Here is a 19,859-nt window from a genome sequence, read left to right as displayed (position 1 = left end):
GCGCTGTTGGCGAACACAGCACCCAATGCTCTCGATCTGTCAGTGGTACGCGGTAAGTTCGGCCATGTGAATCTCAACGCTGCTGCACATCCGGTGCCCGCGCCCCTCATGGCCGCCCAGGCCTCCGGTGGTGGGCTGACCGACAACGTCTATCAGTCGCTGCTGGCGAATCGGATCATCTTCCTCGGCTCCGAGGTGAAGGATGAGAACTCCAACGCCATCTGCGCTCAGATGCTCCTGCTCAACGCGGAGGATCCCGAGAAGGACATCTACCTCTACATCAACTCTCCCGGTGGTTCGGTCGACTCCGGCATGGCGATCTTCGACACCATGCAGTGGATCTCGAACGATGTCGCCACCGTCGCGATGGGGCTGGCCGCCTCGATGGGCCAGTTCCTGCTCAGCGCCGGCGCCCCGGGCAAGCGGTACGCGCTGCCGCACGCACGGATCATGATGCACCAGCCCTCGGGTGGTCTGGGTGGCACCGCCTCCGACATCCGGATCCAGGCCGAGCAGTCGCTTCACATCAAGAAGGTCATGGCTGACCTGATTGCCCAGCACACCGGGCAGACCGTGGAGCAGATCAACGCCGACTCCGACCGGGACCGCTGGTTCACCGCCCAGGAAGCCCTCGAGTACGGCTTCATCGACCACGTCTACGAGAAGGCCTCCCAGATCGCTGGGTCCGAGGCTCCGAACCAGTGACCAGCACGCCAGCGACAAAGGTTGTGAGCAACATGGATTTCAATGCCGATGGTCTGGCGCGTTTCAACGCCGCCCAACAGGACCTGATTTCGCCCCGGATGGACTACTACATCCCGCAGTGGGAGGAGCGCACCTCCTACGGCGTACGCCGGGTCGACCCCTACACCAAGCTCTTTGAGGATCGCATCATCTTCCTCGGTACGCCGGTCAGCGACGACATCGCCAATGCGGTGATGGCGCAGCTGCTGTGCCTGCAGTCGATGGATCCCGAGCGCAAGATCAGCATCTACATCAACTCGCCCGGCGGCTCCTTCTCTGCGATGAGCGCGATCTACGACACCATGCGCTACATCAAGCCCGACGTGGAGACCGTCTGCCTGGGCATGGCTGCTTCCGCTGCTGCGGTGCTGCTGGCGGCCGGGACCCCCGGCAAGCGGATGGCGCTGCCCAACTCGACCGTGCTGATCCACCAGCCGGCGATGGGGCAGTCCTCCTACGGGCAGTCCTCTGACTTGGAGATCCAGGCCAACGAGATCCTGCGGATCCGCAAGCTGATGGAACAGATGATCGCCGACGCCACCGGTCAGGAGGTCGAGAAGGTCAGCCTGGACGTCGAGCGCGACAAGTACCTGACGGCCCCCGAGGCCAAGGAGTACGGCATCATCGACGAGGTCTTGGAGTCCCTGAAGTCCACTGACGACTGATCCGATCCGGGCGGCGAATTTCCACACGTGTGGTCGCCGCCCGGGTTAGGGTTGGGCGACACAGGTGGACGGAGGGAGGAGAACCGATGGCCCGCATTGGAGAGACCAGCGACCTGCTGAAGTGCAATTTCTGCGGCAAGACGCAGAAGCAGGTGAAGAAGCTCATCGCCGGCGCAGGTGTATACATCTGCGACGAGTGCATCGAGTTGTGCAACGAGATCATCGAGGAGGAGTTCTCCGAAGGCACCGATGTCGGGCTGCTGGAGGACCTGCCCAAGCCGCAGGCGATCGCCGCCTTCCTCGACAAGTACGTGATCGGCCAGACCAATGCCAAGAAGGCGTTGTCGGTGGCCGTCTACAACCACTACAAGCGGGTCCAGTCGGTTGCCACCGCCAGCGCTGCCCGCCGCGCGGCCGACGACGACACCGTCGAGCTGGGCAAGTCGAACATCCTGCTCATCGGCCCGACCGGGTCGGGCAAGACCTATCTGGCGCAGACGCTGGCGAAGATGCTCAATGTCCCGTTTGCGATGGCGGACGCGACGGCGCTGACCGAAGCCGGCTATGTCGGCGAGGATGTCGAGAACATCCTGCTCAAGCTCATCCAGGCCGCCGACTTCGACGTCAAGAAGGCCGAGAACGGCATCATCTACATCGACGAGATCGACAAGGTCGCCCGCAAGTCGGAGAATCCCTCGATCACTCGTGATGTCTCCGGCGAGGGTGTGCAGCAGGCGCTGCTGAAGATCCTCGAAGGGACCCAGGCGTCGGTGCCGCCGCAGGGCGGCCGCAAGCATCCGCACCAGGACTTCATCCAGATCGACACCACCAACATCCTCTTCATCGTTGGCGGCGCCTTCGCTGGGCTGGACGACATCGTCAACGCCCGCGTCGGCAAGCGGCCACTCGGCTTCAACAATGACGCCGAGGTCCGCAAGGAGCCCGACAAGGATCCGCTGGCGCAGGCACGGCCCGAGGACCTGACGGCGTACGGATTGATCCCTGAGTTCATCGGCCGACTGCCGATGATCACCACGGTGGCGCCGCTGGATCGCGAGGACCTGGAGCGGATCCTGGTGGAGCCTCGCAATGCTTTGGTGAAGCAGTTCCGCAAGCTCTTCGAACTGGACGGCGTGGATCTGGAATTCACCGACGAAGCCATCGCTGCCGTCGCGGAGCTGGCATTGGAGCGTGGCACCGGCGCCCGTGGCCTGCGGGCCATCTTGGACACCTTGCTCCTGGACGTGATGTACAACGTGCCGAGTGAGGAGACCGTGGCGGAGGTGCTGGTGACGGCCGAGGCCGTACGCGGTGAGGCCGAGTGTGAGATGGTGCCCCGGGCCCGACTCGCCAAACGTGAGAAGAGTGCCTGAGTCCCAGGACCGAGAGGATCACTGATCATGAACCTTCGTCGCGCTGCCGCAGGCCTGCTGCTGGCCTGCTCGCCGCTGCTGGTGCTGGGCTGCTCCAGCGGGAAGCCGCCGGTGGAGGACGTCCACGCCGGTCTGATGGACATTTATGTCAACTCCAGCGGGTTGACCCCCGAACAGGCCACCGCCATGGCCGACTGCGCCGCTCCGAAGCTGCACGACAAGCTCGACACCGAGGCGCTCAACCAGATCTCTGACGGCCAGGACCCCCAGGATGACGCCCAGGCCAAGCTGGCCACCGACGTGATCCTGGAATGCGCTGCCGAGGTGGGTGGCGGCGAAGGCTGAGCCTGAGCTGGTGACCATCGTGGAGCAGCGTCGAGGACGTCCAATCGGGTGGCTGTTGGCGCTGGCGGCGACCGTCGCGGTAGCACTTCTGGTGCGCTGCTGGTTCGGTCATTCGCCCGACGACATCGAGGTTTTCGTCCGAGCGGGCGCTGCATTCACGAGCGGTGAGTCCCCATATCACTCCGGCGGGCTGCCCTTCATCTATCCGCCAATCGCGGCGGTGCTGTTCGCGCCATTGGCGGCTGGCCCCTCCCTGCTGGCTGGTCTGATCTGGACCGCCTTCTCCTCAGCGGCCTGTCTTCTGCTCGTGCGTTGGGCGGGGGTGCTGTCCCCGCTAACTGCCGGCCTCGTTGCCGTGGTTGCGGTCGCCCTGGCCGCGCCGTTCTTCGAAACCATCCGGATCGGGCAAGTTGGGGTCATCCTGGCTGCGGTCATTGTCTTGGATGACGTGGTCGGCCGCACCCAACCCCGGTGGGCCGGCGTCCTCACCGGCCTGGCCACGGCGGTCAAGCTCACGCCGGGGCTGTTCGTGCTGGCGGACGCCTGTCGGAGGGACTGGCGCCGGGCGCTCGTCGCTGCCGTTGCCATCACGGCGTTGATGGCCGCGGGAGTCGCCCTGATGCCTGGCGCCAGCCTTGAATTCGCCCAACTCGTGACCGAAGTGGGCGGCGACTCTGCGACGGTTCACATGAGCAACCAGTCAGTCTGGGCGGCCACCACTCGACTGTTGGGGGAGGGCGCCGCCGCGACCGGTGCAGCACTGGTGATCAGTCTGGCCGTGGTCGCGATGGCGATGCTGGCGGCGCTGCGATCCACGGATCGCAGCACGGCCCTCTGTGTGGTGGGCATGGCCACCCTGGTCGCATCACCGATCTCCTGGACCCATCACTGGGTCTGGGTGCTGCCGGTGGGCATCTTGGCGTACCGGAAAGCGTTCGCTCCTGCCGCCCGATGGCTGGGCCTGATCGTCGCCGGTTGGGTGGCCGTAGCGCCCTACCGCGTCTTCCAAGCACCAGGCAAGGTCGACTACAGCATCGGCGAAGCGCTGATCGGTGCCGTGTCGGCCCTGCTGGCGCTGGGCTTCGTCGCGGCGGGCGTGGTTGGGGAGCGTGCCGCACTGGCTGACGGCTCCCGGCCTGGGGCCAAGGCTCAGATGTGAGCCCACTTCTGGAAGTAGCTGTTGTTCCTCGGATGCGTGTAGATCTTCGTGCCGTTGTCATCGAGCATGAGCCCAGTGGCGACGTTCTGCAGCATCCTCACGTTACCCTCGAAGATGACCCGCCAAGTCTGATTCGCCCCGAAGTTGCACGGAAGGGTGTAGACCGCGCCAGCAGCGTTGCTGTCGAGGCACCGTGCGGTCTCTGAGTTGACGAGCATGAACTCGTCGACACCCGGACGCTCGTAGATCTCCCAGCGCTGGTAGCCACTGTTCTGGCAGGCGAGTCCGTAGACCTCTCCCGCTTGGTTGGAATCCAAGCATCGGCCTGTTGCTAGGTTCCGATAGGCCCAGGTTGCTACTTGCGATGGTGACACGGCGTCCGCTTGGGCAGCAGCTGCCGGTGACCAGAGTGAGAGGGCAAACAGGAGGGACAATGTGATCGCGATGGCTTGCTTCATTGGGTTGTCCTTGTCCGTCGTGGAAAGTTCCTCGATATGGGAGTCGCGCTAACATGGTGCCAAGCTGGTCGCGAGGCCGTTACCGAATCGTTATGGATGTTGGAATGCGTCTCAACTCCGGACCTGGCCCACCCCGGAGTGCTCAAGTGAGGGACGACCTTGCACCAGACGTCCACTCGCTAGGTCGGCGTACGCCCGGGGCACTCCAGGTGAAGCACGTTCCGCAGAAAACCGCGTACCCGCTGAGGCGCGGTTTTCTGAGTGACTCAGGCCTTCGGCGTCGGGGGAGCGAGCTCTGCGTCCAGCTGTACGCCCTCACCCTCGGCCTGCCAGGCCGGCTCGGTGACGATCCGGCCCACGGCCTTGAGGTCCGCCAGCGCCAGCTGCAGCCGGTCCAGGGTGGGCTGCGGTCCGCGGACGGTCAGCTCGGTCACCTCGGTCTTCATCGAGACCTTCGCGGTGGACTTCACGCCGCGGATGGCGATGAGGAAGTCGGCCACGGCGGCGATCACCTCGGCGTCGCCGGAGGTGATGATCTCCTCCGTGCTGGGCCAGGAGCTCTGGTGGATCGAGCCGTCCTGCCACCAGGACCAGACCTCTTCGGTGACGAAGGGCATGAAGGGCGCGAGCAGGCGAAGCACGATGTGCAGCACCGTGGTGAGCGTGACATTCGCCGAGGCGGCCGCATCCTCGCCCTGGGCGCCGTAGGAACGCTCCTTGACGACCTCGAGGTAGTCATCGCAGAAGGACCAGAAGTAGGCTTCGGCCACGTCCAACGCAGTGCTGTAGTCGTAGGCCTCGAATGCCGCGGTTGCCTGCTCGACGACCTGCTTGAGCGCCTCCAGCTGGGCCAGGTCGATCGGTTCGGTGACCTTGCTGAGGTCGCGGTCGCCGGCGCGGTCGGCCAGCACGAACTTGGATGCGTTCAGCACCTTCATCGCCAGCCGGCGACCGACCTTCATCTCCTTCTCGTCGAAGGGGGAGTCCAGGCCGGGCCGGGCCCGAGCTGCGCGCCAGCGCACCGCGTCGGCGCCGTACTGGTCCAGGATGTCGGTCGGGACGACCACATTGCCCTTGGACTTCGACATCTTCTTGCGGTCCGGGTCCATCACGAAGCCGGAGATCGCTGCCCGCTGCCAGGGCAGTGCGTCGTTCTCCAGATGCGCCCGGACCACCCGGGAAAACAGCCAGGTCCGGATGATGTCGTGGGCCTGCGGAGCCAGGTCCATCGGGAAGGTGAGCGCGAACAGTTCCGGATCACGTTCCCAGCCGGTCACCAGCTGCGGGCTCAGCGAGGAGGTCGCCCAGGTGTCCATGACGTCGGGATCACCCATGAAACCGCCGGGCTGCTGGCGCTGGCTCTCGTCATAGCCGGGCGGCACGTCCACGCTGGGATCGACCGGCAGCGCATCCTCGGCGGGCAGGATCGGCTGGTCGTAGTTCGGTTCACCGTCGGCGTCCAGGGCGTACCAGACCGGGAACGGGACGCCGAAGAAGCGCTGTCGCGACACCAGCCAGTCACCGTTGAGGCCCTCGACCCAGTTCGTGTAGCGGTGCTTCATGAAGTCCGGCACCCAGGCCAGTTCCTCGCCGCGACGCAACAGCTGCTGGCGCAGGTCGGCGTCGCGACCACCGTTGGAGATGTACCACTGTCGCGTCGAGACGATCTCGAGCGGCTTGTCGCCCTTCTCGAAGAAGTTCGCCTTGCGCTGGGTCGGCTTCGGATCCTCGGGCATCTCACCCGACTCGCGCAGTGCCTGCACGGTCAGCTCGCGAGCCGAGAACACGGTCTTGCCGGCCAGCTCGGCGTACAGCTCGGCTCCCGGACCGTCCGGGATCCACTCCGGCTTCTCGCGCAGCACCCGGCCGTCGCGACCGATCACGGTGCGGGTCGGCAACTGCAGCTCGCGCCACCACTGCACGTCGGTCAGATCGCCGAAGGTGCAGCACATCGCGATGCCGGCACCCTTGTCCATCTCGGCGGCGGGGTGCGCCAGCACCGGGATCTTCACGCCGAACAGCGGCGAGGTGACGGTGCTGCCGAACAACCCCTGATAGCGCTCGTCGTCGGGGTGAGCAATGAGGGCGGCACAAGCCGGCAACAGTTCCGGGCGGGTGGTTTCGATCCACACCGGGGTGCCGTCGGCCTGGTGGAAGCTGATCCGGTGGTAAGCGCCGGGGTAGTCACGGGCCTCCAACTCGGCCTGGGCGACAGCGGTCTGGAAGGTGACGTCCCACAGGGTCGGAGCCTGCGACAGGTAGGCCTCGCCGCGGCTCAGGTTGCGCAGGAACGCCTTCTGGGCCACCGCCTGGGACTCATCAGAGATCGTCGTGTAGAGCTGTGACCAGTCCACCGACAGGCCCAACTGACGCCACATCGCCTCGAAGGCCTGCTCGTCGACCTGGGTCAACTCGTGGCACAGCTCAACGAAGTTGCGGCGGCTGATCGGCACCTGACGCTTGGGGTCGGGCTTGGCCGGCGGCGTGAAGTCTGCCTCGTAGGGCAAGCTCGGGTCGCAGCGCACCCCGTAGTAGTTCTGCACCCGACGCTCGGTCGGCAGGCCATTGTCGTCCCACCCCATCGGATAGAAGACGTGCTTGCCCTGCATCCGCTGATAGCGGGCGATCAGGTCGGTGTGGGTGTAGCTGAAGACGTGGCCCACGTGCAGCGACCCGGACACCGTGGGTGGCGGGGTGTCGATGCTGAAGACCTGCGCGCGCGACTCCGGTCGTACGAAAGCGTAGGTCTGGTCGTCCTGCCAGCGCTTCGCCCACGTCGCCTCGAGCCCCTCCAGGACGGGCTTGTCCGGGACCTGGCGTACGCCGCCGGCGGCGGGGGAGGGCGTACGGGCAGCGTCATCAGCGGGCACAGTCATGAGCCCAACCCTAGCCAAGCCAAACGGCCGGGCGCACACCGAAAAGTGGTGTGGTCGCCCGGCCGTCGGAGCGCGCCGTGATCAGGCGCCCGCAGTCTGCATGATCAGCGGCTCCAGATCCTCCGGAGAGGTGACCATGCCGAGGTTGACCTCCTGGCCGTTGACCGTCATGGCAGGGGTGCCGGTGATGCCGGCGTCGAAGGCGGTCTGGTTGGCGTTCTGCACCCACGACTCCATCTGGCGGTTGTCGTAGCACTCCCGCATCCGATCCAGGTCGTCACCGGTGATGTCGGCCTCCTCGGCGAGATCGAAGAGCATCTCATCGGGCCACTGGCTGCCCTGGGTGTCGAAGAGCTTGTCGTGGAAGGCGGAGAATCGCGGCGTGGTGATGGTGCACATCGCGGCCGAAGTGGCGCGCAGCGAGTTGTCACTGCCCGATCCCTGGTCCAGGAAGATCATGGGGTGGTACTCGAGCTGGATCTTGCCCTCGGTGGCCAGCTGCACCAAGGTTTCGCCGTTGGCGTCCTCGAAGGTGCGGCAGTACGGGCACTGGTAGTCGTAGTACAGGGTCACCACCGGGGCGTCGGGGGCCTGGCCGGGATAGAACGCCACCGCGCTTTCGTCGGCATTCAGCTGCACCGGAATGTCCGGGACCCGGTTGCGGTTCTGGAGCCACTGGTAGCCGAACACGGCGCCGGCGATCAGTGCCACGGCGGCAAGGATCGCGAGGAACCACAGCACCATCTTCTTGGTGCGGGCCTTGCGGGCTTCCTTGAGCCGGCGTTCGGCGAGGGCGGCGCGGCGGTCGGACTGCTCCTTGCGCTTGGCCTCCTCGGCACGCGCCGACTTCGACTTGGCGCTGGTGCTCGTACGCCCGGCGGCAGACGTGGCGCCGGTCCTGCTGGAGCTGGCCTTGGCAGCGCTGGCCTTGCCGGCCGTGCCGGTCTTGCGAGTGGTCGACTTCGACTCGGTCGCGGTGTCCGCGTCGGTCGCCTCATCCACGTCGTCGACGTCCCCGGCATCCTTCGCGCTCGCCTCACGCGCTTTGCGGGACCGCTCAGTGGCGCTGGTCCGGTCGGAGCGGCGCGACCCGTTCGACTTGCCGGACCGTCCCCCGGGGACGCTGGATCGATCGGACATGCTCACCTGTCGGCTCCTTCGAGTTCAATTTCGGGAAAGACTTTGTCCTGCAGGCTCAGCGGGCTCTTCGGCTTGACGACCACCCACATCGATGCCAAGAACCAGATCGTGTTCTCCACGATCTTCATGCCATATTCGGTCTCCTCCTGGGCCACCTCGCCACCGCCGCCGAAGCAGCCGCAGTCAACCGCGATGCCACGCACCCAGACGCTGATGATGGCGACCATGAAGACCACCAGCAGGAAGGCCGTGGTCGCGCCGGCGAGGCGATGGAAGATGCCCACGATCAACATCAGGCCGATGGCGACCTCGACGAAGGGCAGCACATAGGCCACCGGGCGGGTCAGTTCCAACGGCAGGATCTGATAGGCCCGCACACTGATGACGAATTCCTCCAGGGCCGGGATCTTCACCGCGCCGGCCCACAGGAACACCGCGCCGACCCAGATGCGGAACGCGAGCGTGACCCACCCAAAGATCCGTTCCCGCAGCGGCGCACCGGACTTGTTGGCGGTGCCGTTCTTGGTCCCCTTCGCACGGGCAGTCTTCCCGCCGGTGCTGGGTGATGCATGCGTGGTGATGATGGCTCCCAAGGGTGAGATGGGTCGGCGCGCAAGCGGCCGCCAACATCGTAGCGTCAGTTCGCAACAGGTCAGTTAGAGTTGGCCGGGCCATGACTGAAGACTCTGTTCGCCCCGCGGTTGCCGACCCCGCTGACGTCGCTCGATTCGAGGAACTGGCCGCGCGGCTGGTCTCGCGCTGGCCTGAAAGCCGGATTGGTCCGTCGCTGTCCCGCATCCAGCGATTGGTCGACCTGCTCGGCAACCCCGAACGTGCCTGCCCGGTGATCCAGATCACCGGGACCAACGGCAAGGGCAGCACCGCGATCATGATCGAGGCCCTGCTGCGGTCGGCCGGCCTGCGGGTGGGGCGGTACAGCAGCCCGCACCTGCAACAGGTGAACGAACGGATCGCGATCGACGGCGTACCGCTGCCGCCGGCGGACTTTGTGCGGATCTACGAGGAGATCGAGCCGATGGTCGCCATGGTTGACCAGGAGCAGATCGACGGCATTTCGATGACCTTCTTCGAGGTGATGACCGGGCTGGCGTACGCCGCCTTTGCCGACGCGCCGGTGGATGTGGCAGTGATCGAGGTGGGGCTGGGCGGGACGTGGGATGCCACCAATGTCGCCACCGCCGAGGTTGCGGTCATCACCCCGATCGATCTCGACCACACCCACCTGTTGGGTTCCGACGTCGCTGGGATTGCGGCCGAGAAGTCCGGCATCATCAAGGAAGGCAGCCACGTCGTGATGGCGGGGCAGCGCCCGGATGCCGCCGAGGTGTTGCTGACCCGGGCCGCGTCGGTCGGCGCCGACGTCGTCGTCGAGGGCGTCGACTTCGGGCTGGTGGAGCGTACGCCCGGCGTCGCCGGTCAGGTGCTGCGGCTGCAGACCCCGTACGGGGTGAGCGAGGACGTTGCGCTGCCGATCTTCGGCGTCCACATGGCCGACAACGCGGCGCTGGCTCTGACCGCCGTTCAGACCCTGCTGGCCAACCGCGAGTTGGGGGCGGAGCTGATCCGTGACGGCTTCGCACAGGTCGAGGCACCGGGCCGGCTGGAAGTCGTACGCCGCTCGCCGCTGGTGGTGTTGGACTCCGGTCACAACCCGCACGCGGTCCGGGCCGCTATGGCCGGCCTGCTGGAAGCGTTCGAACTGCGCCCACTTGTGGTGGTGCTGGCGATGATGCGGGACAAGGACCAGGCCACCGTGCTCGAGGTGCTCGCGCCGATCGCTGACCGGATCGTCGTGACCGAGTTGGACACCGACCGCGGGCTGCCCGCGGCCGACTTGGCGGTGGTGGCCCACGACTGGTTCTCCGAGGAGCAGATTTCGGTCGAACCGCAGCTGGCCGATGCTCTGGATCGGGCGGTCGGCCTGGCCGATGAGGACGGCGTGCTGGGCGGCGTACTGGTGATCGGATCGGTGATCCTGGCCGGTGCCGCTCGGGACCTCCTGGTCGGACGCGACGGACTGAACCGTTCCACCGTCGCGGTGACCGACGACGAGGCCGACGGCGTCAACGGGCACGACGACCCGCTCCTTGAGCTCGGCGCGAGCTGGGGCGAGGAGGACACCCCCCGATGAGCCTGCTCGATGCGGTCTCGCTGCCCCGCAAGAATCCGATGGGCAGCGCCATGATGGGCACCCTGGTCTGCCAGTTCATTGTGCTCGGCCTGGCCATCCCGGGAGCGATCGTGGTCGACCACCATCCAGCGTCGCTGGTGGCTCCGGTCGTCGGTGGGGTGGCGCTGCTCACCCTGGTCGCAGCCGGGATGCTGCGGCGCAGCAAGGTCGGCTACCTGCTGGGGTGGATCGCGCAGCCGCTGAGCATCCTGCTGGGCCTGCTCACCCCGCTGATGTATGTGATGGGTGGCATGTTCGCCCTGATCTGGACTCTGGCTTTCGCCGGTGGCCGCAAGATCCAGCACAAGCAGGCCACACAGAACGGTTAGGCTGCCGTCGTGACTGAGAACACCTTTGTCCTGATCAAGCCCGACGCCGTACGCCGTGGCCTCGCTGGGCAGGTGCTGGCCCGATTCGAGGCCAAGGGCCTGAGCATCGTCGCGATGGAGCTGCGACAGGTGGACGGTGACCTGGCCGACACCCACTACGCCGAGCATGTCGAGAAGGACTTCTATCCTCCTCTGCGCGACTTCATCACCTCCGGCCCGAGCATCGCGTTGGTGCTCAACGGTGACCAGGCGATCGAGACGGTCCGCCAGCTCAACGGCGCCACCGACGGCCGCAAGGCCGCCCCGGGCACGATCCGCGGCGACTGGTCCCTGTCGAACCGGGAGAATCTGGTGCACGGCTCTGACTCCCCGGAGTCGGCCGCCCGCGAAATCTCGCTGTGGTTTCCCGGCCTGATCTGAGCCCGCCTCACTCCGCGTACTGACCCCCCCTGCTGCCCTGCCGCGGGAACAGGGTTTGAGCAGGGTTTGAACGCCGTGCATACGTATGCAACGATGCGTGCATGGCGAAGGTGACCTCTGGGGACGTGGCGCGGGCGGCGGGTGTGTCCCAGCCGACCGTGTCGCGGGTCTTCTCGGGCAAGTCGGATCTCGTTGCCGAGCCGACCCGGCAGCGGGTGCTGGCCGCGGCCCGGGAACTGGGCTACCAGGCCAACCCGACCGGACGGATGTTGCGCACCGGGCGCACCCAGACCATCGCCCTCGTCGTGCCGGACCTGGCCAACGGGTTCTACGGCGCGATGGCCAAGAGTGTCCAGGCGGCGGCGGGGCAGCAGGGCTACAACCTGCTGGTGGTCGACTCCAACGGCGACCGCGGCAGCGAACTCGCGGCAGCGCAGCGGTTGCTGCTGCATTCCGATGGAGTGATTCTGGCGTTGCCGCGTTCCTCCGACGAGGAACTCGTCGGCTTGGCGGGACCCGTGGTCTCTGCCGGTCGCCCGGTGCCGGGGATCCCCTCGGTCGCGATTGACGAAGCGATCGGTGCCACCGAAGCGCTGGCCCACCTCAGTGAACTCGGCCACCGCAGCGTCGTCTACCTCGGCGGTCAGCCCGACGCACCGACCCAGCAGTACCGCTGGGGTGCGCTGCGGGACGGCGCCGACCGCTATGACATCGACCTCACCGCCGTCGGGCATCTCCCCACCGATGCGGCTGCCGGCCCCGACCTGATTGATGCGGCCGCACGCGCGACGCTGGCCAGTGACGCCACCGCTCTGATCGCCTTCAATGACCGCACGGCGCTCGCGGTGCTCTCGGAACTGCACCGCCGCGGCGTACGGGTGCCCGACCAGCTCAGCCTGCTGTCGTGGGACAACCTGGAACTGTCCCGGGCCACCAGCCCGGAGCTGACGACCGTACGCATGCCGCTCGCCGAAGCCGGCCGACTGGCGGCCGAACTGCTCATCGGTGGCCTGAACGACGAGGCACCTGCCGAACCGGAGCCGCTGCCGACCACGTTGGTGGTGCGCCGCTCCACAGCGCCGCCGCGCCCCGAGCCGCTGCCCGCCACGGCGACATCAGACGATCACCGGCCCGACAGCCTGACGAAGGAGACCGCATGACCACCGCCGACGCGCCCACCCCACAGCAGGGCCAGGTGACCTGGCAGACCAGCGAGGACGGCCAGACCGCCACGATCCTGGTGGACCGGCCCGCCAAGCTCAACGCGATGAGCCTGGAGATGATCGCCGACCTGCACCGGGTGGTCAACGAGATCGAGACCAGCGACGCCCGGGTGGTCGTTGTGCGCACCGCGGGCGAGAAGGTCTTCTGTGTCGGCGCTGACATCAAGCAGTTCCTGCAGCTCACGCCGGTCCAGATGCACCGGATCTGGCTGCGACGCGGCCACGAGGCGTACGACGCGCTGGCCCGGCTGCCGATGCCGACCGTCGCGGTCATCGATGGCCTCGCCCTCGGCGGTGGCCTGGAGCTGGCGCTGGCCTGCGACATCCGCATCATCTCGACCAAGGCCGAGGTTGGCCTGCCCGAGGTCGGGCTGGGCACCATCCCCGGCTGGGGTGGCGTCAGCCGACTGCCGCGACTGATCGGTCCGGTCCGCGCCGCCGACCTGGTGCTGACCCGCCGCCGACTCAGTGCCCAGGAGTCGCTGGACTGGGGCATCTGCACCCGGATCGCCCACCCGGCTCAGCTCGAGCAGGAGACGGACCAGCTGGTCGCCGAACTGCTGACCGCCAGCCCGCAGGCCCAGGCCGTGGCGAAGGAACTACTGGCGCTGGCGCCCTTCGGTGCCCCCGGCCAGCTCGGCGAGAGCCTGGGCGGCGCCCTCACCGCTGCCACTGACGATTTCGCCGAGGGCACGGCAGCTTTTGCCGAGCGTCGCGACGCCACCTTCCCGAACGCCTGACAGGAGCACCGTTGTCCACCACCCGTACCCCCCGCATCTGCAGCGCTGACGAAGCTGTTGCCGACATCGCCGACGGCGCCACCATCGGCGTGTCGGGCTCCGGCGGCGGCATCCTGGAAGCCGACGCCATCCTCGCTGCGATCGAGCGGCGCTTCCTCGAGACCGGCCACCCGCACGGCATCACCGTCGTGCACGGCTTCGGTATCGGTGACCGTTCCACCACTGGCCTGAACCGACTGCGCCACCCCGGGCTGCTCGCCCGCGTCATCGGCGCCCACTGGACCTGGGCCCCAGGCCTGGTCGAGCTCGCCATGAACAACGAGATCGAGGCGTACTCCTTCCCGGCCGGTGTCATCAATCAGCTCATGCGCGAGACGGGCGCGCGCCGCCCGGGCCTCACCACCCGGGTCGGGCTCGGCACCTATGTCGACCCGCGGCAGGCTGGTGGCCGGATGAACGACAAGGCCACCGAGGAGTTCGTCACCCTGGTCGAGATCGACGGCACCGAATACCTGCACTACCAGCCGATTCCACTGGACGCCGCGATCATCCGCGGCTCGCAGCTGGACCAGCGGGGCGGCATCTCGCAGCGCCACGAGGCGGCCTATCTCGACAGCTTCGCCCTTGCGCTGGCAGCTCAGGGCAGCGGGGGCATGACCTTGGCGCAGGTCAAGGAGGCCGCGCCGGAAAGGCTGCGGCCCCAGCAGGTCCAGATCCCCGGACCGCTGGTGGACCGGGTGGTCATCGAGCCCGAGCAGCAGCAGACGTACGCCGGGGAATACCTCGACTCGCTGGCCGGCGGCCCCTACGACGCCACCATCAAGCCGGACCTGCCCGCCGACCCGGCCCGGCAGATCATTGCCCGACGCGCAGCGATGGAGGTCGAGGAGGACGTCATCCTCAACCTCGGCTTCGGCATTTCTGCCCACGTCACCGACGTGCTCGCCATCGACGGTCGGCTCGACACGGTGACCACCATCATCGAGCAGGGCCACTACGGCGGCGTCCTGGCCAGCGGCGACTACTTCGGCATGTCGCACCAATCCGAGGCGCTGATCAGCTCGACCGACCAGTTCGACGTGTTCGCCTCTGGTCGGATCGACATCTCCGCCCTCGGCATGGCGCAGGCGGACCGGGCCGGCAACGTCAATGTCTCCCGGGTCGGCGGCCGGATCATGGGGCCGGGTGGCTTCATCGACATCTCCGCCAACGCCGCCCGCATCGTCTACTGCGGCACCTTCACCGCCAAGGGCCTGCGGGTCTCGCGCCGGGACGGCAAGCTCGTCATCGACAGCGAGGGGCAGATCCCCAAGTTTGTCGAGGAGGTCGAGGAGATCACCTACTCCGGACCGACGGCGTACGCCGATGGCCGCACCGCGCTCTATGTCACCGAGCGGGCCGTCTTCGAGCTCGGGCCGGACGGGCTGGTGCTCACCGAGATCGCCCCGGGCATCGACCTGCAACGCGACGTGCTCGACCAGATGGGCTTCCAGCCCGTCATCGGCGACCTCAAGGAGATGCCGGCCAGCCTGTTCGCCGAGGACACCACCAGTGAGGGGGAAGCATGAGTGACCAGCCCAGCAACCGCAAGCTGTTGCCGGCGATCGGGGACACCACCCGATTTCGCAAGACGGTGGGGGAGTCCGATGTGTACCTCTTCGCCGGCATCACCGGCGACCTGGCGGGCAACCATGTCGACGAGGAGACGATGGCGGCCGGTCCCTACGGTGGCCGGATCGCCCACGGCCTGCTGGTGTTGGGGTACTGCGGGGCCACCTCGACCGCGATGGGTGGACGGTCGGGGCGCTCCTGCGTCTCCTACGGCTACGACCGCGTGCGGTTCACGGCCGGGGTCGCGATCGGGGACACCCTCGAGGTGACCTACACCATCGCCGAACAGGACCAGGAACGGCAGCGCACCACCGCTGACATCACCATCGTCAACCAAGCTGGCCGCACCGTGATGGTGGCACGACACATCCTGGCCTTCCTGGACTGACGAACGGGACCGACGCCGAGCAGTGGGTGGCCACCGAGCACTGGGAGGCGCCCGGGCTCTGGAACACTGGGGGCGACCTACGGCAGCACTGGAGAGGACCCTTGTGAATCAGCCCAACCTCGGAGCCCCGCAGCCTGATCCGACCCCGGCTGGACCGACCCCGGCCCAACCGGGGCCAGCCCAACCCGCACCGGCCCAACCGGGACAGCAACCCGCGTACGCGCCGTCACGCGGGCCGCAGAAGCCGAGCCCGTTGCCGACCGAGCCACAGGACTTCTTGCGGTTCTACCGTTCACCCCGCTGGGCGGCGTGGCGCGGGATCCTGCTGGTCATCACCCTGGGCGTTGGCTTCTTCGCCATCCTCAACGTCGTGGTGAGCATCGGCATCGCCATCGACCTGGTCACCGGGCGGGTGGATGCGGACAGTCTCGGTCAGACCACGCCGATGCTGTTCGCGTTCAACCACCTTGGGTCGGCGTTGTGCCTGCCGGCGACACTGTTGCTGCACTGGGCCTGGACGGGACAGCGCCCGAAGTGGCTCAGCTCGGTGGCCGGTGGTTTCCGCTGGGGTCGCGTGCTGCGGGCGCTGGTGGTCGCGCTGCCGCTGTGGATCATCTACACGCTGCTGACCAGTCTGTTCCCTGCCGCCGGTGGCGCCGGCATGGAGTCCGTCGAGATCGGCGTCCATGCCGACACCTGGTTTCTGCTTGCAGTCGTGGTGTTGGTGACCCCGTTCCAGGCGGCCGCCGAGGAATATCTCTTCCGTGGCGCCGGTGCGCGGGCGATCGGTTCGCTGGGGCCGAACCGGCTGGTCGCCTCGATCATCGCGGTGGTCATCACCTCGCTGCTGTTCTGCCTGGCCCACGGCGCCAGCGATCCGTGGCTGTGGGCGTACTACTTCCTCTTCGGAGTGCTGATGTCGGTCGCGACTTGGTTGACCGGTGGTCTGGAACTGGCCGTGGTGATGCATGCGGTCAACAATCTGGTGTCGCTGGCGGCGCTGCCCTTCCTGCCCGAGCTCACCGAGGTCTTCGACCGGTCCGCCGGCACCGGCTCGCCGCTGCTGGTGCTGCCGTTGGTGTGCGGTGCCATCACCACCGCGATCGTGGTGTGGTGGCAGCGACGCGCGGGCGTACAGACGTCGGTGCCCGAGGTCGGCGCGCCGGCAACTGCCTGAGGTCACACCGGACAAACAGATCGGCCAGCCATCCCGGGCGGGATGGCTGGCCGATTCATGCGGGGTGGGGGTCAGGATTGCTGGCCCGGCGTCCTCTTGTCCTTGCCCTTGTCGGATCGTCGTTCGTAACTGCGGCTGAGCCGGTAGTCGATTCGTTCGTCCACCAGCGGTCCGTACCGTTCGGGGAATTGCTCCTCCACGGTCTGAACCAACCCGGCGGCGAAGTCGTGGCGTCGCTGCAGCTGTTCCTGGGCATCGACGATGCTGTACGTCTCCCGCATCGACTTGATCAGGCCGACGCAGCCCAGCAGCAACACGATGCTGAAGGGCAACGCGGTGGCGATGGCGCCGGCCTGGAGGGCTCCCAGCCCGCCCGCCAGCAGCAGCGCGATGGCCACACCGCCCTCCAGGACGGCCCACATCACCCGGCTCCAGATCGGCGGATTCGGGTGGCCACCCGAGGAGAGCATGTCGACCACCAGTGAGCCGGAGTCGGAGCTGGTCACGAAGAACAGCGTGACCATGATCAGGATGCAGACCGACAGCACGGCCGCCAGCGGTCCGGCGAATGCTCCAACCAGGTCGAACAAGGCGATGTTGGCGTCGAGTTCACCGCCCTCGGGGACCATCGGGTTGTCGGTGAAGAACTGACGGTAGAGGCCGGCACCCCCCAACACCGAGAACCACACCACGGCGACCAGGGTCGGAACGATGAGGGCGCCGAGCACGAACTCCCGCACCGTACGCCCGCGCGAGATGCGCGCGATGAAGACGCCGACGAAGGGCGCCCAGGAGATCCACCAGCCCCAGTAGAAGATGGTGGCCCCGGCCTGCCAGGTCTGGCCGTCCTCGCCGGTCAGCGCGGAGACGTCGAAGGACATTGACGGCAAGCCGCCGAGGTAGGCACCCAATGCCTCGACCATGATGCGGACGATGAAGAGGGTCGGGCCGGCGAGCAGGACCGCGATCACGAACAGACCGGCGAGGCCGATGTTGATGTTCGACAGCCATTTGATGCCCTTGCCGACACCGGAGACCACGGACGCGGTGGCGAAGATCGTGATGACGACGATGAGGCCGATCATCAGCGGGTTGGTTGCCTCATCGACCAGTCCCAGGTGGACCAGGCCTGCCGAGATCTGACCGACGCCGAGACCCAGCGAGGTCGCTACGCCGAACAGGGTGCCCACGATGGCGAGAACGTCCACCACGTCACCCATCCAGCCCTTGACCCGGGCGCCGAGCACCGGCTCCAGGATCCAGCGGATCGAGACCGGGCGGCCGCGGCGGTGGATCGCCATCGCCAGCGCCAGGCCGATCACGACGTAGATCGCCCACGGGTGGAGGCCCCAGTGCAGGAATGTCTGCGCCATCGCCTGATGGATCAGCTCATTCTGTTCCAGGCCTTGTGCCGAGGGTTTGATGTTGTCGGTCGCGAAGCCGAGCGGTTCCGCAACGCCGTAGAAGACCAAGCCGATGCCCATGCCGGCGGCGAAGAGCATCGCGAACCAGGCGAGCAGGCCGAATTCCGGCTCGTCGCCGGGGCGCCCGATGACGATCTTGCCCATTTGGACATGCCGATCACCAGCGCGACGACGACGAAGGCGCTGACCGCCAACGTGTAGTACCAGCCCAGGTTGGACACGATCCAGCCCTGGATTCCTTCCAGGGCATCGCCGGTGGGACCGGGGAAGATGATGCCGGCGAGGACCACCGCCAGCACGATGGCGGCTCCGGGATAGAACACCCGCGGCGCAATGCCGCCGCCCTTGGTCAGGCGTACGCCGTGGTGGCGCAGCGCGGCGACGGTGGCGTCGTCGTCGGTGGGGTCGGCGGGTTCGGCGATCGGCACCACGCCGCCGACGTGATCGTCGAGGAGTCCCTTGGCGAGCGGATCGGACTTGATCTCCCCAACCGGGTCGAGCGTGTTGACGGAGGGAGGATCACGTTCTTCGGTTGCGTCATGGTTGGTCGGTCGCTCGGGGCGACTGGACTCGGACATGGGTCTCCCTCCAGATCTGCTCAGGATTCGGCCCTACGTTGTCACATCTGAGGGTTTCGCGCACCGATGGGGCCCGCTGTCTCACCTCGGGCCGGTAGCCTTGGGTCCGTGCTGACCCTCCTTTCGCCTGCAAAATCGCTTGATCTGACGTCGCCGCTGGCGACGCGCAAGCACACCCAGCCGCGACTGTTGTCCCAGGCCGGTGAGCTGATCGAGGTGATGCGCGACAAGTCGGTGACCGAGGTGGCCTCGTTGATGGACATCTCCGAGGAGTTGGCGGCCGTGAACGTCGAGCGCTACCGCGACTTCTCCGCTCCGTTCTCGCCGGACAATGCCCGTCCGGCAGTGCTGATGTTCGACGGCGACGTCTATCGGGGCATGGCGGCGCCGTCCTTCGACGAGCGCGATTTCACCGAGGCGAACAAGAGCGTACGGATCCTGTCGGGGCTCTACGGGGTGCTGCGGCCGCTGGACTTGATCCAGCCCTACCGCCTCGAGATGGGGACCGCGTTGCGCACCGACCGTGGCGCCAATCTGTACGCCTGGTGGGGCACCCGGGTGAGTGATCTGTTGACCGAGGATCTGGCCGAATCGCCAGGCGCCGATTTGGTGGTCAACCTGGCGTCGGGGGAGTACAGCGGCGTGGTCGACTTCGACCGGCTCGGAGTCCCGGTGGTGTCACCACGTTTCGAGGACCAGGGGCCGAAGGGGGACTGGAAGGTGATTTCCTTCCCGGCCAAGAAGGCGCGCGGCATGATGGCGGGTTGGTTGGTCCGCAATCGCGCCCGGAATCGGCGGGCGCTGCTCGGCTTCGAGGAGGGCGGCTATCGCTACCAGCCCGAGTTGTCGACGCCGGACGTGCCGGTCTTCCGGAGGCCACGACAGGCCGCCTGAGGGTCGAAGGGGCGCAGTCGGGTCAGGGATGTTCACGTTGTGGCGCGGGGTGAACCTGTGCCCGCCTAGAGTCAGCCGCGAGGGCAGGCTCGTACAGTGACCGACCGACTCGGGCCGCCCCCGA

General features: G+C 67.1%; 18 protein-coding genes and 1 pseudogene. 14 read left to right on the top strand and 5 right to left on the bottom strand.

Annotation, left to right across the window (positions count from 1 at the left end):
• Positions 1 to 108 precede the first annotated feature (108 nt).
• The 5 genes from CGZ91_RS00760 to CGZ91_RS00740 all read left to right on the top strand — a co-directional run bounded on the left by CGZ91_RS00760 (position 109) and on the right by CGZ91_RS00740 (position 4,286).
• Positions 109 to 705 carry an ATP-dependent Clp protease proteolytic subunit gene (locus CGZ91_RS00760; protein WP_094452905.1) on the top strand — a complete coding sequence of 199 codons (597 nt, stop codon included), beginning with the start codon at positions 109 to 111 and terminating at the stop codon, positions 703 to 705.
• A gap of 32 nt (positions 706 to 737) precedes the next feature.
• A complete protein-coding gene (locus CGZ91_RS00755; RefSeq protein ID WP_094452101.1) occupies positions 738 to 1,409 on the top strand; it encodes an ATP-dependent Clp protease proteolytic subunit in 672 nt (223 codons plus the stop codon).
• A gap of 86 nt (positions 1,410 to 1,495) precedes the next feature.
• Positions 1,496 to 2,782 (top strand): ATP-dependent Clp protease ATP-binding subunit ClpX, encoded by a 1,287-nt coding sequence (gene clpX, locus CGZ91_RS00750; protein ID WP_094452100.1) that lies wholly within the window; start codon positions 1,496 to 1,498, stop codon positions 2,780 to 2,782.
• Positions 2,783 to 2,809: 27 nt separating this feature from the next.
• Entirely contained in the window at positions 2,810 to 3,127 is a 318-nt protein-coding gene (locus tag CGZ91_RS00745) for a hypothetical protein (RefSeq protein ID WP_094452099.1), read from the top strand.
• A gap of 10 nt (positions 3,128 to 3,137) precedes the next feature.
• Entirely contained in the window at positions 3,138 to 4,286 is a 1,149-nt protein-coding gene (locus CGZ91_RS00740) for a glycosyltransferase 87 family protein (protein ID WP_179229155.1), read from the top strand.
• Here CGZ91_RS00740 and CGZ91_RS00735 read toward each other — a convergent pair.
• From CGZ91_RS00735 to CGZ91_RS00720, 4 genes are all read right to left on the bottom strand, one after another.
• Entirely contained in the window at positions 4,277 to 4,744 is a 468-nt protein-coding gene (locus CGZ91_RS00735) for an RICIN domain-containing protein (protein ID WP_094452097.1), read from the bottom strand. The two genes, CGZ91_RS00740 and CGZ91_RS00735, sit on opposite strands and share 10 nt — an antisense overlap.
• 266 nt (positions 4,745 to 5,010) lie before the next feature.
• A complete protein-coding gene (gene valS, locus CGZ91_RS00730; RefSeq protein ID WP_094452096.1) occupies positions 5,011 to 7,620 on the bottom strand; it encodes a valine--tRNA ligase in 2,610 nt (869 codons plus the stop codon).
• Positions 7,621 to 7,701: 81 nt separating this feature from the next.
• On the bottom strand, positions 7,702 to 8,760 hold the full coding sequence (locus CGZ91_RS00725; RefSeq protein ID WP_094452095.1) for a DsbA family protein: 1,059 nt from the start codon (positions 8,758 to 8,760) through the stop codon (positions 7,702 to 7,704).
• 2 nt (positions 8,761 to 8,762) lie between these two features.
• On the bottom strand, positions 8,763 to 9,353 hold the full coding sequence (locus CGZ91_RS00720) for a MauE/DoxX family redox-associated membrane protein (protein ID WP_179229154.1): 591 nt from the start codon (positions 9,351 to 9,353) through the stop codon (positions 8,763 to 8,765).
• A gap of 80 nt (positions 9,354 to 9,433) precedes the next feature.
• Here CGZ91_RS00720 and CGZ91_RS00715 point away from each other — a divergent pair, with 80 nt between their 5' ends.
• The 8 genes from CGZ91_RS00715 (at position 9,434) to CGZ91_RS00680 (ending at position 16,839) form a co-directional block, all read left to right on the top strand.
• Complete coding sequence (locus CGZ91_RS00715) at positions 9,434 to 10,912, top strand: bifunctional folylpolyglutamate synthase/dihydrofolate synthase (protein ID WP_094452093.1); 1,479 nt, start codon at positions 9,434 to 9,436, stop codon at positions 10,910 to 10,912.
• Entirely contained in the window at positions 10,909 to 11,280 is a 372-nt protein-coding gene (locus CGZ91_RS00710) for a DUF4233 domain-containing protein (RefSeq protein ID WP_094450434.1), read from the top strand. The genes CGZ91_RS00715 and CGZ91_RS00710 overlap by 4 nt, the downstream gene beginning before the upstream one ends.
• A 9-nt stretch (positions 11,281 to 11,289) precedes the next feature.
• Positions 11,290 to 11,700 carry a nucleoside-diphosphate kinase gene (ndk, locus tag CGZ91_RS00705; protein ID WP_094452092.1) on the top strand — a complete coding sequence of 137 codons (411 nt, stop codon included), beginning with the start codon at positions 11,290 to 11,292 and terminating at the stop codon, positions 11,698 to 11,700.
• 101 nt (positions 11,701 to 11,801) lie between these two features.
• A complete protein-coding gene (locus CGZ91_RS00700) occupies positions 11,802 to 12,860 on the top strand; it encodes a LacI family DNA-binding transcriptional regulator (protein WP_094452091.1) in 1,059 nt (352 codons plus the stop codon).
• Entirely contained in the window at positions 12,857 to 13,663 is an 807-nt protein-coding gene (locus CGZ91_RS00695; protein ID WP_094452090.1) for an enoyl-CoA hydratase/isomerase family protein, read from the top strand. The genes CGZ91_RS00700 and CGZ91_RS00695 overlap by 4 nt, the downstream gene beginning before the upstream one ends.
• Positions 13,664 to 13,674: 11 nt before the next feature.
• Complete coding sequence (locus CGZ91_RS00690) at positions 13,675 to 15,231, top strand: acyl CoA:acetate/3-ketoacid CoA transferase (protein WP_229116340.1); 1,557 nt, start codon at positions 13,675 to 13,677, stop codon at positions 15,229 to 15,231.
• Complete coding sequence (locus tag CGZ91_RS00685) at positions 15,228 to 15,662, top strand: MaoC family dehydratase (RefSeq protein ID WP_094452088.1); 435 nt, start codon at positions 15,228 to 15,230, stop codon at positions 15,660 to 15,662. Before CGZ91_RS00690 ends, CGZ91_RS00685 begins: the two co-directional genes overlap by 4 nt.
• A gap of 103 nt (positions 15,663 to 15,765) precedes the next feature.
• Positions 15,766 to 16,839, top strand: a complete 1,074-nt coding sequence (locus tag CGZ91_RS00680) for a CPBP family intramembrane glutamic endopeptidase (RefSeq protein WP_179229153.1) — start codon at positions 15,766 to 15,768, stop codon at positions 16,837 to 16,839.
• Between the two features lie 71 nt (positions 16,840 to 16,910).
• Here CGZ91_RS00680 and CGZ91_RS00675 read toward each other — a convergent pair.
• A pseudogene (locus CGZ91_RS00675) lies at positions 16,911 to 18,841 on the bottom strand (BCCT family transporter).
• A 108-nt stretch (positions 18,842 to 18,949) separates the two neighbouring features.
• On the opposite strand from CGZ91_RS00675, the gene yaaA reads away from it, so the two are divergent.
• Entirely contained in the window at positions 18,950 to 19,735 is a 786-nt protein-coding gene (gene yaaA / locus CGZ91_RS00670) for a peroxide stress protein YaaA (protein WP_094452086.1), read from the top strand.
• Positions 19,736 to 19,859: the final 124 nt, after the last annotated feature.

Origin of the sequence: Parenemella sanctibonifatiensis (assembly GCF_002250565.1) — a bacterium.
Classification (GTDB): domain Bacteria; phylum Actinomycetota; class Actinomycetes; order Propionibacteriales; family Propionibacteriaceae; genus Parenemella; species Parenemella sanctibonifatiensis.
Note: the sequence above shows the minus strand (reverse complement) of the source record. Positions and strands in the feature narration are given on the sequence as shown.